The sequence below is a fragment of the Acinetobacter sp. AB03 genome (assembly GCF_058107045.1).
Genome location: NZ_JBUEBA010000002.1, coordinates 2,915,386 through 2,928,669, shown reverse-complemented (window position 1 = coordinate 2,928,669; position 13,284 = coordinate 2,915,386). Strand labels below are relative to the sequence as shown.

Sequence of the window (13,284 nt, the reverse complement as noted above, 5' to 3'; positions counted from 1 at the left end):
CTTCTGCAACTTCTGCAACTTCTGCAACTTCTGCAACTTCTGCAACTTCTGCAACTTCTATGGATGTTTCAGATGTTGTGAGAAAAGGTACGTTCTCGGGCTGTTGAACGCTTTGCACATGGATCAAAAACCATTGGTAAGCGTGTTCAAACTTTATGTGCCATGGGCTGCTATACAGTGTAGGTGGGGTGCTTTGAAAAGCAATTTGCCAACCTAAACCTGATTTATACAAAACACCCCATGCGAAAGCCGCCTGCTGTTTTAAGGCATCGCTTAAAGCAGATTTATAATGAAATAGTCCAATGTAGGCATGCTGATAGGGGCTTTGTTGTATCCAGCGTTCAGCCGCAGTTTGAGGCTGAGTCAGCGCCTTATAGGCTTCGAGTTGTTTTTGAAAAATGGGTTCATCACAGAGTGCAAAAATTTCACGGATGCGTTTTTTCGAGCGCGCAATTTCAAAAAAAGACAGAGGTTGATGTTCCAAACCATCAATCAATTGATGCAGTTCTTTGATCAGCAGTGCTTTTTCGATTGCTTTCATGCGCTGAACTCTAAAGTTGTTTTTGTGCTTGTTCCAAGTAGCTTGCCAAAACCATATTGATGGCCAGTTCAAGTAATTTATATTCGGCTGAAGTCGGCTGCGTATACTGCTGTGCAAACGCAATCAATTGATCAAGGTCAATGGCTTGGGGCGTAATACGACCTTGGATAAGGGCTTGTAAATTTTGCATAGGCATGTGCTATTGAGTGCATTTAATTTATTGGTTTTGGAATTGGGTCTTCTTGTTTGATCATAATTAGAAAAGAATAAATAGGCAAAAATTATTCTGCTCTCGATACGAGAAAAGGGTAGTGAAAAATGTAGATAATTTCGATTTCAGCACAGATTGAATTAAATATTTTTGCCCTAGAGGGTTCATAGCTGAAATTTTTTGTCAGTTCTTTGCAATTTTGGGCAAAAAAATAGGCAATCAACATTGCCTATTTTTGACCAAGTCAGCGCAAATTACGCTTCTTGATGTGGTGCAGCTGCAGGAGCATCAGCCGTTGCCGTTTGAGTGTCTGCTGGTTTTTTTACAGGAAAATCTGGAACAAAAACAACTTGTGCAGAAACAGTTGCAGAAAGAGCCATTACAGCGACAGCCAAAGCATATTTAACAGCGTTCATGATATTTCCTCTAAAAAGGAGGTCTCACTAAGGGGACTGGGAGTTTTAAAAAGATAAATTTCGCATGAATAATATCAAAAAATGATCGATTTAAGCGCTGGTTTAGGCCATTAAAAGATGAATGGTGAGTTCATTTATTGTTAAAAAACAATAAATTAGAATAAATGCTCTAGCTTGGTATAGAGTTTTTACTCCAGTGCTAAGCTGTTTAAATTTAAAGTGAAAATTTAGATTTTCAAGTTTGAAATGAAGCTTGAAAGTAGGACTTTATTGTCTGAAATGAGACCTGAAAAAGGACTTGGAGTTACATGATTAATTGTTTAAATATTCATCATTTTGAAGTCTTTTGATTGTGCATACTGTGTAAGTTTTTGCTGTGGAATGTTTAAGTTATCTATTTTTGATTAAAAATTCACCTAAGATGAACAGGCAAAAACAACAATAGCTGAGGACAAACAGATGGCCATTGCAAAAGTGGTAGAAGTCAATTCAAGCAGTGCGAAAAGTTTTGAAGATGCGATTCAGACAGGGATCGCAAAAGTCACTGAGACGGTGAAGAATGTTCAAGGTGCTTGGATCAATGAACAAAAAGTGGTGATTAAGGACAACCAAATTGTAGAATATCGGGTCAATCTTAAAATTAGTTTCTTGGTCGATTAAACATAAATCCATTTTTTTTAACCTATAAAAAAATCCCCGCAGGTCGGGGATTTTCTCATCTATAGATAGGGCTCAGTTAAGGTCTGAAACCAGTATCCTTATGATTATTTGGGTGTTTCACAAGACTCATCGGAACACTGTGCCGCATTATTTTCTTCTGCTGGCATTTGTGCTTTTTCAAGGACTTGTAAAAAGACTTCACGCGGCTGTGCACCCGCTAAAGCCACACGTTGATCGAAAACAAAGAAAGGTACACCCGTTACTTTCAGTTGTTCACGCGCCACTTCTTGGTCAAACTTCACGAAATCTGCGTATTCGTCAGAATCCAGCACATCATCTACCTCAACTGGGTTTAAGCCAATACGAGAGGCCACATCTTCAATGGTTTCACGTTCACCAATCGGTAAACCTTGCGTTATATAGCTAAAGAAAAAGGCTTCTTCAGCTTCATTGCCTAAACCATGGCTTTGAGCAAGGTGAATTATACGGTGTGCATTGAAACTGTTGCCTGAGTTGGCATTTTCCCAGTTAAATTCAATGCCTTCTTCCGCAGCCATTTTGGCAATATTACGTTGCATCTCTTCCACTTCAGCGACTGTGCGACCATATTTTAGTGCGAGACGTTCTGAGTTCGAAATTTCTTGGCGTACTGGTGCATCTGGATCCAGTTCAAAACTGTGCCAGTGCACTTCCAATTCCACACCAGCTTGTTCAGCCGCCGCTTCTAAACGTTTTTTGCCAATATAACAAAAAGGACAAACAACATCTGACCAAATATCTACACGCATGCGATTTCTCAAAAATAGTAAAAAGAGCAACTAAGGAAATGATGGGGATGAGTTATAAAATTTAAAGCAGGGCCATTAAAAAAAGCGGTTTCGCTATGGATTCAATCAGTTGAACCCTCTGGGTTTGACCGTTTATCTGACAACTACGCAGCATAAAGATCGAAAAATATACAATAGAGTGAAGGCGCTCAGTTTGAGCATGCCTTTTTATATCTCTTATCGTTTGGGATTGTTTTATGAAATTTTTAAATTCTCTTCCCGTTTTTTGTTACGCTCTTCTTTTTATGCCGACTTTGCTGCAAGCCAATGGTGAGATCGTGAGTCTACCGACTTTTAAAACCATGGCGGAATCAGAGCTACGTGCTGAAACGGGCGTGATTCCTTATCAACAGGATGAAAACATTCGTAAAGCCTTGCAGCACCGTATCGTACAGTTACAGGATGATGCGCAGTCTTTTGTGGTAGATCCGACCATCACTCAAAACATCGATATTTTGCCACCTGCGGTCACTGCAGATCTAAATTCTGTGCCTCCTTTGTTACGTGAACATGTCTTAAACATTGCCGCTGGTTTGCAGTCGTCTAATCCAACTGAAGGCTTGTATATCATGTTGCAGCCGTTTGGCATTGACCGTAATGCGACCAATGTACAAATTGCCCGTGAACAAATTTCGATTGGGCAGATTGATCGGAATTTTATACAAGGGATTCAACAGAATAGTCAGCAACCGAGAACAGCTCCAGCGAAGTAATACTTCCTAATTCGTTTATCGCCAGTACATTCTTCATCCACTTGGGGAAGGTACGGGCTTAGCATCCTCAAAGATCGATAACATGTTGAAATATTGATCATGTGCCTTTATTTGCTATGATGAAAAGAAATGAAGAGGAAGCTGAACATGCGACGTATCGTGTTGATTTTAGTTCTTGCGACCAGTGCCGTTTTTGGTTGGATGTTTTATCAGTATTCTCAACAACAAAAAGAGCAGCAGCAGCTACAAAGCTATGAAACGGTGCTGTATGAAAAGACCGAACAAATTTACAAACAAGCTCAAGATTGGACCACACCAATTCAAGTCGATGTAAAAGACCCACGTCTGACAGGTGACTATCAAATTATGGCGGAGTTTGTGCTCAGTCATATGCTGCAAAATGCCGAAGCGCGTAATCAATATCTGCGAGATTTAAAAGCCTTAAATTGGGATCAGTTTCTAAATATTGACCGATTAAACAAAGACAAAAAGAACAATTATGCTGAAACGGAGCAAATGCTGAAAGATGTACATGCCGTTGTTGAGAGCTATGCACAGCAGGTTGAACAACGTCAAAAAGATGCCATTGCTCAGGCCAAAGATTTAGCAATATCTTCGCGGTTCCGCCATCAACTGACCGACAGCATGAAAGCCAGTGAAAAAAGCCATGAAGCTACCCGCCTATTTAGTCTTGAACAGCAGAATTTAGCCAAAGCGGATCAAATTTTCTTGGTGCTGAAAAATAACCAATGGGAAAAGAAAAATAACACCTTTATGTTTTATGAGGATGCACCACTACAGCAGTTTAATGCGCTGTATAAAGAGATTTTGGCACTGAATAGCCAGATGCTGCAGGTCGAAAAACAGACCCAAAAAGAGGTGGAACAGAAGTTATAACACCGTGCAAAGATGACAGTCTTGTAAGCGGACTGTCATCTGTTGTTCAAAATTGGCTGCTAGAATTAAAGCATCACAACGATGACGACTTTTCAGTGCAGGCAGGTGAGTCATGAGAACCATACACGTTTTTGATGATATTCAGCATGTGTATAGTGAGTTTGTAGAAAATAAAAACTATCCAAAATTAGAACGCTTAAGCAACTGGGGGAAGAATCGTTTTTTCTTCAACCAATATTTCAAAATGATCGAAGACTGGCATCACACCGAACAAATCGTGATTCAGTTTAACCAACAGTACTTCAGTCTAGATACGGGCAGCGCGCCTGACTTTATGGATAAAGAAAAGTATATGGCTTGGTTGATGGGCGAACTCTTAATTTAAATCCTTCACAAAACAGCACAGCGCTCGATTCGTTCTAGGCGCTGTGCTTGTATTGAATTAATCAAAGATTTTATCGGCAGCTTGGAACGGCAGGCTGACCACATCAATTGCCACGGCAAAAGGTAGCAGCACTAATTTTTCAAAAGGATTCATGCCTGACTTCGATTTATAACTTTCCTCTTGATGGGTATAAATGCTCACCTGATAAGGCTTACTCAAGGCTTTTAAGGACGCTAAATTGTTCGCGGCAGGGTAGACCACACCTGCCAGTTTGATCTCAAAACAGAAACGCTGTGCAAACATGCGTTCATCACTGGAACTCGAACATTCCTTTGCCCCATTTTCAATAAAAAATTCTAGATCTTTTTTGCTGATGTCTTCTTTGAGCTTCACATAAGACAGTGGTAGTGTTCCTGTAAAATGACCATCATTCTTTTCTGAATAGAAACTTAGTTCTCGGGTCACTTGAATATTTTTCGGGTCCAGTTTCCCAATCAAACTGACAAATTGAGGCCCACCTTGGGTAAGGACATAACTTTTTTGTTGCCCTGCAATCACTAAACTATGCGCAGGTAAATTCGGCAGAGGCTGAGCAGGTTTGCCAAAAGCCACCACTTGGTCTTCGATTAAGGTCACTTTGTTGGTACGGGTATAGGTTTTATTGTCTTTGGTCATCAGGGTTTTGGTGGCACAGCCTGTGAATAATGTTCCCATGACGCCTAAGCAAATGATGGTTTTTAAAGGTGATGCAAACATCGATAGACTCCGACTCATTTGAAATATAGTTAAGCTGAATTTTTATTGTCTTGTCTTTAAGCCTATCATTAAAATGTTCAAAAAGTCGCCAAAGCTCAAAATTTTAAAGTCATGAACGTTCTAGGAGTCGCTCAATGCCGTGGCAACAGATTTTATTTTTTATCCATCTGCTGTTTCTAGATAACGAATGAATGTTCATTTGAGTAGGAACTGGCTATGATCATGCAGGCGCTTGATAAAAAATTATGGACTGGCGAATACGTCATAACAAGGTGGGGACTAGGCTGATGCAAGACTTGATTTGTTATAAAGAACTGCCTGTGTGGACTGCGCAAACCATTCCGCAAGGGTTTAAAAATAAACACAATACCAAAGCGGGTACGTGGGCGAAGTTACAGATTTATCAAGGAGAACTGAGCTTTGCTTTTTTAGATGAAGCTGGTCAAGTGCAATCTGAACATCTGTTTACAGCTGAGCAACAGCCACCGTTTATTCAGCCTCAAGCATGGCACAAGATTGTTTCGACCAGCGACGACATAGAGTGTCAACTACAGTTTTACTGTACTCCGCAGGATTATTTTAATAAGAAATATAAGAAATATCAGCTTTCACCCACGCATTCAGAAATTTTGGCGGCTATGCCGTATTTACACGGTGGTCGGGCTTTGGATGTCGGCTGTGGACAAGGGCGAAATTCGCTGTACTTAAGCCAGCAGGGTTTTGAGGTGGATGCTTGGGATGTGAATCCGCAAAGTTTGCAAAAATTACAGCAAATTATAGATGCCGAAGGCATTCAAAATATTCATGTGCAACAGCGTGATTTAAATGCTGACCCAAGCATTACAGGTACATACGACTTTATTTGTTGTACGGTGGTGATGATGTTTTTAGAAGCCTCAAAGGTGAAGCCTTTGATTGCACAGATGCAGCAAGCTACCAAAGTGAACGGGTTGAATTTGATTGTCTGTGCGATGGATACCGATGATATTCCTGCGCAGCCTGACTTTCCATTTGCGTTTAAAGCAGGAGAGTTAAGTGCTTTGTATGAGGGTTGGAATATTGTGAAATACAATGAAAATGTAGGGGAGCTGCATCGGGTCGATGAGCAGGGCAATCGGATTAAGCAGCATTTTGCGACGTTGTTGGCACAGAGAATAGAATAAGATTTGTGTAATGATTCATCTTTTATGGTATATAAATTATTAATTTAGAATAAATTTTAGGGGGTTTTAATGCCGAGCTCTAGGGTGGCTGATAGTACTATTAAAGGATTTATTTATCAGTTTAATAAAACAATATTGGAAATTTTAGATTCTTCAACAGGGACGATTCACGTAGAGGGGATTGTTGAAGACGTTGATGTATATGATGCTAATAATTCAATTAGAGCTATTCAATGCAAATATCATGAATCAGCTAAGTCATTCACTTTGAGTTTGATATATAAGCCAATAATATTAATGATCAAGACCTTTTTAGAACGTCCAAACGATGATATATCATTTGTACTATTTATATATGTTCCGAGTGAGGAAGAAAAGGATTTGAAACTTTCTGTTGAGGATCTTGGAAGTATTTTAAAAACAGAAGATCAAACTCTGAAAAAAATAATAACTGAACTTAATCTAGAGGGTTTGGATAAAGACAAATTTTTAGATCACTTAGTGATACGTTTTGGTCGTTCGATAGAAGATTTAGAAGATGAGATTAAGAGCAGAATTGAAGGATTGGATAGATTTAAAGGCTATGATGCTGATGGATTAATTTATCCAAATTTAATTGCTAAAATTCAAAAAATATCAAGCATTAAAGACCATGACTCAAGAAAGGTGAAACAACAAGAAATTTTTGACTTTCTGATTAAACAATCCAAAGTAGTTATCAATAAATGGACTTTGATGACTAAAAGTAGAAATGCTTTATTAAAAAAGCTCAGAGATGATTTTAGAACAGATATGAGCGCTAACTCACTTTCAAGGTGCTTTATTTTTAAAGGTTTTAATACTGTTGAAGCAAATGAAATTGCTAAATTTATAAATACGTACGTTGGTAAATATTTAAAAAAAACTACCCATAGACCTGCTAGTTTTATATTTGATATTGAACGAGAAAAATTTAATGAATTGGTTCGCTTGTTAGATGATCAAGATATAGTGGTGAATGACGGAATGGTTGGAGGAGTATGGAGAAGTGGTAGGTTTTATAAAGACTGTTTAATACGAAAAAAATCTAGAAGCACCATTACTCCTGACTTTCATATAAGAGCGCAAACTATAAAGCAAGAAAGTTTTGAAATTAGAAAAGACTTTTTTCATCAGAGTAAAGTTTTCGGATTAGTGGATTCTGAAATTAATTTTACTTCCGAAACAATATTAATTAGTGAATTTAAAGACATTGAATATCTTTTTAGTTTTAGGAATGAAGTATGAGTGTAGAAATAGGACAAGTTCTTTTTAGTTCGCCTAATAACATTACAGTCTATATAGATGATTTAACTATATTTGAGAGTAATAAAAATAGTTTACAAGTAGGCAATTTATTAAAAATTGAAGATGGTAATCATAACTTTGTAATTTGTAGTATTGAGAATATAGGTGGGACAATCACTAACAATGAAGAAGGCGAATTATGGAAATTCAGTATTACTTGTATGCCAATAGGTTTTCTTGAGTATGAGGATGAAGATCAATATAAATTTATTAGAGGTGGAAAAGTTTTACCTGTCCCGACTGAAAGAGCATTTTTGTTAGATGATAATGATTGGGACTTAATTTATTCAAATGACAAAAATTACAATTTTGAAATTGGTAGTTTATCAAGTAATAAAAATCAAAAATTTAAAATTAATGGGAACAACTTTTTTTCTAAACATAGCGCAATTGTTGGTTCAACAGGTTCTGGTAAATCATGTTCAGTTGCAAGTTTGTTACAAAGCGTTGTACAAATTAAAAATAATCATAATTTAAATATTGATGCAAAAAAAAACGCTCATATTATTATTCTAGATTTACATGCTGAATATACATCTGCTTTTAAACTTGCAGAGGAGCAGCAATTCAATCTGAACATTTTAACTGTAGATAAAATATTTTTGCCTTATTGGTTGATGAATTCTGAAGAACTTGAGTCATTGTTTATTGAAAGTAATGAAGCTAATTCTCACAATCAAGTTTCACAATTTAAAAATGCCGTGATTTTAAATAAGAAAAAATATAATCCGACTTTCCAAGAAATTACCTATGATACGCCTTTGTATTTTTCAATATTTGAGGTTCTTACCTTCATAAGGAATAAAAATAAATTAACAACTTATGAGGGTGATGGTGGTACATTCCTAGCGATTAGAAATCGTAAAGATCTAAAAAATATAGATGAAAATTTATGGGAAGATTTAGACTTCTACCCTTCATCAGGTACTACTAAAGTTGCCTATTTTAATGATTCAAAAGTATCGTCAAGTGATGGCTTTAAAGGTGAATTTACTAGATTTGTATCAAGATTGGAAACTAAACTATCTGATAAAAGGTTAAATTTTTTACTAGATAGTAAGGATGAACAAGGTAACTTATTACAAACAAATGACTGTGAAAAAATATTAAAACAATTTATTGGTTATTTAGATAGATCGAACGTTTCTATCCTAGACCTATCAGCTATTCCATTTGAAGTTCTCAGCATTGTAGTAAGTTTGGTATCTCGTCTACTGTTTGACTTTTCGTTTCATTATTCGAAAATTAAACATACTCATAACGTTAAAAATGATATTCCAATACTTTTAGTATGCGAAGAAGCTCATATTTATTTGCCACGTGATGAAAAGATTGATTACAGAGCATCTCGTAAAGCTATTGAGCGTATTGCTAAAGAAGGAAGAAAATACGGAATAAGTCTTATGGTTGTTAGCCAAAGACCTTCCGAGGTATCTGATACCATACTTTCACAGTGCAGCAATTTTATAGCTTTACGTTTAACAAATTACCAAGATCAAAATTATATCAAATCATTACTACCTGATAGTGCAAACACGTTGGTAGATATGTTGCCGATTTTGAGTCAAGGAGAAGCATTTATAGTAGGTGATTCAGTTATCTTACCGAGCTTAGTTCAATTCTCTGAGCCGAATCCATTTCCCCAATCAGGAACTGTGGACGTATATGACGAATGGAATAAAGATTGGATAGATGTTGATTTTTCAACCATCATTAATAAATTACAAAGCTAGAAAAAACCCCGCAATAAGCGGGGTTCTTTTTATCTTAGTGTTTAATTAAAAATTAAACACGTTCGATAATGGTTGCAATACCTTGACCTAGACCAATACACATGGTCGCAAGACCAATTTGCGTATCTTGTTGTTCCATCACGTTTAACAACGTCGTTGTGATACGTGCACCAGAACAACCCAATGGGTGACCCAGTGCAATCGCGCCACCATTTAAGTTAATGATGTCTTGCTTCTCATAAACACCTAAGCCCTTCATCACTGATAAGCCTTGAGCAGCAAATGCTTCGTTTAACTCGATGGTTTGGATATCCGCCATGCTTAAGCCAGCACGTTTAAGCGCTTTTTGAGTTGCAGGTACAGGACCATAACCCATGATCGCAGCGTCACAGCCTGCAACCGCCATAGAGCGAATCACAGCACGTGGCTTAAGACCTAAAGCTTGAGCACGTTCAGCAGACATCAACAACATTGCAGATGCACCATCAGACAAAGCTGAAGAAGTCGCAGCTGTTACTGTACCGCCTTTCGGGTCAAATACAGGACGTAAACCTTTGAATGCTTCAAGGTTTGCATCTGGACGAATCACTTCGTCGATGTCGCAAAGGATTTTGAAGCCATTGGCATCATGACCTTCAACACCCACGATTTCGTTTTTGAAACGACCTTCTTGCGTTGCAGCCCAAGCGCGGCGGTGAGATTCCACACCGAACGCATCTTGTTCTTCACGGGTAATGCCGTTCATACGACCTAACATTTCAGCCGTTAAGCCCATCATGTTAGACGCTTTTGCATAGTGTTTAGATGCTTCTGGGTTCAGGTCGATGCCGTGCATCATGCCGACGTGACCCATGTGCTCTACACCACCGATGATGAAGATATCACCTTGGTTAGTCGCAATCTGTGCAGCAGCGGTGTGTAGCGCTTGCATAGATGAACCACAAAGACGGTTAACTGTTTGACCTGCCACAGTTTTTGGAAGGTCAGCCAATAAACCAATGTTACGGCCAATGTTCATCCCTTGTTCTAGAGTCTGGTTTACACAGCCCCAGATCAGGTCTTCAACTTCATTGGTGTCAAACTGGTTACGAGCAACTAAAGCACGAACCAATTCAGCCGATAAGCTGTCAGCACGTACATTGCGGAACATACCGTTTTTGGTTTTACCCATTGCTGAACGTACGCCATCAACGATGACAACGTCACGTGGATTTAAAGTAGCCATTCACGTTGCTCCTTAACCGTAGAATTTTTTGTTGTTAGCAGCCATGTCACGCAACATTTGTGGCGCTTCATAAGCCTTACCTAAGTGTGCGTATTTGTCGCAAAGTGCAACGTATTCAGCAACACCTGTTTGGTCGATGTAACGGCATGGACCACCACGGAATGGAGGGAAACCTACACCCATAATCATCGCCATGTCTGCTTCAGAAGCAGTCGCTACGATGTTGTCTTCTAAGCAACGAACAGTTTCGTTACAGAAAGCAAGCATCATACGGTCAATGATTTCTTGAGCATCAAACTCGCGTTTTTCCGCAGTTGCCACAGTAGCAACAAGCTCATACGCAGTTGGATCAACCACTTTGGCTTTTTTGCCTTTACGGTCAAGTTCGTATTTGTAGAAACCAACGTCGTTCTTTTGACCCAAACGTTTGTTTTCGTACATGATTTCGATTGAACCTTTGAAGTCAGGCTTCATACGGTCAGGGAAACCTTCAGCCATGACTTCTGCACCGTGAACGCCCGTGTCGATACCAACAACGTCGATTAGGTAAGCAGGACCCATAGGCCAGCCGAATTTTTCCATGACTTTGTCGACTTGTTGGAAGTCAGCACCGTCTTTCAATAGAAGGTCAAACGCACCAAAGTAAGGGAACAATACGCGGTTTACAAGGAAACCTGGGCAGTCGTTTACAACGATTGGTGTTTTACCCATTTTCTGAGCAAGAACCACAGTGGTCGCAATCGCTTCAGCCGAAGTCTTCTCACCACGGATCACTTCTACCAATGGCATCATGTGTACTGGGTTAAAGAAGTGCATACCGACAAAGTTTTCAGGACGTTGTAGGTTTTCAGCCAAACGTGTGATTGAAATGGTTGAAGTATTTGAAGCAATGATCGTGTTGTCACGAACATTCTTCTCAGTTTCAGCAAGTACAATGCCTTTTACTTTTGGATTTTCAGTTACCGCTTCAATCACGATGTCCACTTCTTTAAACTCGTCATAGCTTAAAGTTGGGCGGATGCGCGCAAGAGTTTCACCCATTTGAGCAGGTTTCATCTTCTTACGTTCAACTTGTTTGGTCAGTAAGCCATTGGCTTCTTTCATACCCAAAGCAAGTTGCGGGTTACCAATGTCTTTCATGATAATTGGTGTGCCTTTGCTTGCCGCTTGGTAAGCAATACCACCACCCATGATACCCGCGCCTAATACAGCCGCTTGGTTTACAGGGTGCGCACCTTTTTCATATTTCTTCGAAGTTTTCTTCACCACTTGGTCATTGATGAATAGACCAATTAATGCATTTGCTTGTGGTGTAATCGCTGCTTTTGCAAAACCAGCCGCTTCAGCTTGAAGTGCTTCATTACGTGGAAGGCTTGCACCTGCTTGTAATGAGTCAAGAAGAAGTTTAGGCGCAGGGTATTGAGCAGGATTTGCTTTTGCAAGAACTGCACCTTTCGCCGAGTTGAACGCCATCATTTGTTCGATTGGGTTCAATTTAACTGGGTCAAGTTTTTCTTGGCGTTTTGCTTTCCAGTCTACACGGCCAGCAAGGGCTTGTTTCACCAAGTCAATTGCCGCGTCTTGAAGTTTGTCCGCAGCAACAACCGCATCAACCGCACCGTCTTTTAGTGCAGCAGCTGGTTTTTTAGGATTAGCCATTGCCATCCATTCAACTGCATTGTCGATACCAATTAGACGGCTTAAACGAACCGTACCACCGAAACCAGGGAAGATGCCCAGTTTGATTTCAGGAAGGCCGACTTGAGCCGCTTCTGACATCACACGATAGTCACACACGAGACACATTTCAAAGCCGCCGCCCAATGCCATACCATTGATCGCTGCAACTTTAGGAATCTCTAAATCTTCAAATGCGTTGAAGATGTCGTGAACAGGCAATGCCCAATCCACAATCGCTTGTTCGCCTTGAGCGAAGTTTGCACCAAATTCAGTAATATCTGCGCCAACGATAAATGTAGATTTAGCCGAAGTAACGATTAAGCCTTTGATGTCACCGTTTGCTTTAACAGCGTCAATTGCAGCTTTGAAATCTTCAATCGTTGCACGGTTAAATTTGTTGACCGACTCACCTTGTAAGTCAAAGCGGAATTCTGCAATTCCGTCCGAAAGCATTTGGACGGTAATGGCATTGCCAGCGTGGATCATGCCTGATCTCCTTTATTTTGGAGGACTTCTAAGTTGATGTTGTGAAGCGAGTACGTCATTCCTACGTACATCTATGCTCCGCCAATCTTACGATAACTATATCGAAAAAGAACATAACAAGTTGTATCAAGCCGTGACGCAAGGGTCATCTATTTTTATTCAATTATTTCGTGTGCTTGCGTGATGTATTTTTGAATAATGCGGCCTAAATAGAGTGAAGTTTTTGTTTCGTTTAAGATTTTTTATGGATGAGTGATTAAAAAAT

At 39.2% G+C, this 13,284-nt stretch carries 13 protein-coding genes and 1 pseudogene; 7 read left to right on the top strand and 7 right to left on the bottom strand.

Annotated features, from left to right (window positions below):
- The 3 genes and pseudogenes from ACY3FQ_RS14715 to ACY3FQ_RS14705 form a co-directional block, all read right to left on the bottom strand.
- A pseudogene (locus ACY3FQ_RS14715) lies at positions 1 to 541 on the bottom strand (hypothetical protein); the annotation flags it as partial.
- A gap of 10 nt (positions 542 to 551) precedes the next feature.
- The gene (locus ACY3FQ_RS14710; protein ID WP_017397192.1) at positions 552 to 731 is read right to left on the bottom strand and encodes a hypothetical protein; all 180 of its coding nucleotides are present in this window, start codon (positions 729 to 731) and stop codon (positions 552 to 554) included.
- Positions 732 to 1,006: 275 nt separating this feature from the next.
- A complete protein-coding gene (locus tag ACY3FQ_RS14705; RefSeq protein ID WP_004692748.1) occupies positions 1,007 to 1,168 on the bottom strand; it encodes a hypothetical protein in 162 nt (53 codons plus the stop codon).
- Between the two features lie 459 nt (positions 1,169 to 1,627).
- On the opposite strand from ACY3FQ_RS14705, the gene ACY3FQ_RS14700 reads away from it, so the two are divergent.
- The gene (locus ACY3FQ_RS14700; RefSeq protein ID WP_004978694.1) at positions 1,628 to 1,828 is read left to right on the top strand and encodes a dodecin family protein; all 201 of its coding nucleotides are present in this window, start codon (positions 1,628 to 1,630) and stop codon (positions 1,826 to 1,828) included.
- Positions 1,829 to 1,932: 104 nt separating this feature from the next.
- Here ACY3FQ_RS14700 and ACY3FQ_RS14695 read toward each other — a convergent pair whose 3' ends face one another.
- Positions 1,933 to 2,616, bottom strand: a complete 684-nt coding sequence (locus ACY3FQ_RS14695; RefSeq protein WP_279045510.1) for a DsbA family oxidoreductase — start codon at positions 2,614 to 2,616, stop codon at positions 1,933 to 1,935.
- Between the two features lie 236 nt (positions 2,617 to 2,852).
- Here ACY3FQ_RS14695 and ACY3FQ_RS14690 point away from each other — a divergent pair, with 236 nt between their 5' ends.
- The 3 genes from ACY3FQ_RS14690 (at position 2,853) to ACY3FQ_RS14680 (ending at position 4,650) form a co-directional block, all read left to right on the top strand.
- Positions 2,853 to 3,368 carry a hypothetical protein gene (locus ACY3FQ_RS14690; protein WP_279045508.1) on the top strand — a complete coding sequence of 172 codons (516 nt, stop codon included), beginning with the start codon at positions 2,853 to 2,855 and terminating at the stop codon, positions 3,366 to 3,368.
- Between the two features lie 147 nt (positions 3,369 to 3,515).
- Complete coding sequence (locus tag ACY3FQ_RS14685) at positions 3,516 to 4,265, top strand: hypothetical protein (protein WP_279045506.1); 750 nt, start codon at positions 3,516 to 3,518, stop codon at positions 4,263 to 4,265.
- Between the two features lie 112 nt (positions 4,266 to 4,377).
- A complete protein-coding gene (locus ACY3FQ_RS14680) occupies positions 4,378 to 4,650 on the top strand; it encodes a hypothetical protein (RefSeq protein ID WP_005400961.1) in 273 nt (90 codons plus the stop codon).
- A gap of 57 nt (positions 4,651 to 4,707) precedes the next feature.
- Here ACY3FQ_RS14680 and ACY3FQ_RS14675 read toward each other — a convergent pair whose 3' ends face one another.
- Positions 4,708 to 5,406 (bottom strand): YidX family protein, encoded by a 699-nt coding sequence (locus ACY3FQ_RS14675; RefSeq protein WP_219190263.1) that lies wholly within the window; start codon positions 5,404 to 5,406, stop codon positions 4,708 to 4,710.
- 287 nt (positions 5,407 to 5,693) lie between these two features.
- On the opposite strand from ACY3FQ_RS14675, the gene tehB reads away from it, so the two are divergent.
- From tehB to ACY3FQ_RS14660, 3 genes are all read left to right on the top strand, one after another.
- Positions 5,694 to 6,569, top strand: a complete 876-nt coding sequence (tehB, locus tag ACY3FQ_RS14670; protein WP_489774279.1) for an SAM-dependent methyltransferase TehB — start codon at positions 5,694 to 5,696, stop codon at positions 6,567 to 6,569.
- An 84-nt stretch (positions 6,570 to 6,653) separates the two neighbouring features.
- Entirely contained in the window at positions 6,654 to 7,835 is a 1,182-nt protein-coding gene (locus tag ACY3FQ_RS14665; protein WP_279044886.1) for a hypothetical protein, read from the top strand.
- The gene (locus ACY3FQ_RS14660; protein ID WP_287166782.1) at positions 7,832 to 9,628 is read left to right on the top strand and encodes an ATP-binding protein; all 1,797 of its coding nucleotides are present in this window, start codon (positions 7,832 to 7,834) and stop codon (positions 9,626 to 9,628) included. The genes ACY3FQ_RS14665 and ACY3FQ_RS14660 overlap by 4 nt, the downstream gene beginning before the upstream one ends.
- Before the next feature lie 52 nt (positions 9,629 to 9,680).
- Here ACY3FQ_RS14660 and fadA read toward each other — a convergent pair whose 3' ends face one another.
- Both fadA and fadB read right to left on the bottom strand, forming a co-directional pair.
- Positions 9,681 to 10,853: an acetyl-CoA C-acyltransferase FadA gene (gene fadA / locus ACY3FQ_RS14655; RefSeq protein ID WP_005006929.1), complete on the bottom strand. Its 1,173-nt coding sequence runs from the start codon at positions 10,851 to 10,853 to the stop codon at positions 9,681 to 9,683.
- Between the two features lie 12 nt (positions 10,854 to 10,865).
- A complete protein-coding gene (gene fadB, locus ACY3FQ_RS14650; protein ID WP_004978714.1) occupies positions 10,866 to 13,019 on the bottom strand; it encodes a fatty acid oxidation complex subunit alpha FadB in 2,154 nt (717 codons plus the stop codon).
- Between the last annotated feature and the right edge of the window lie 265 nt (positions 13,020 to 13,284).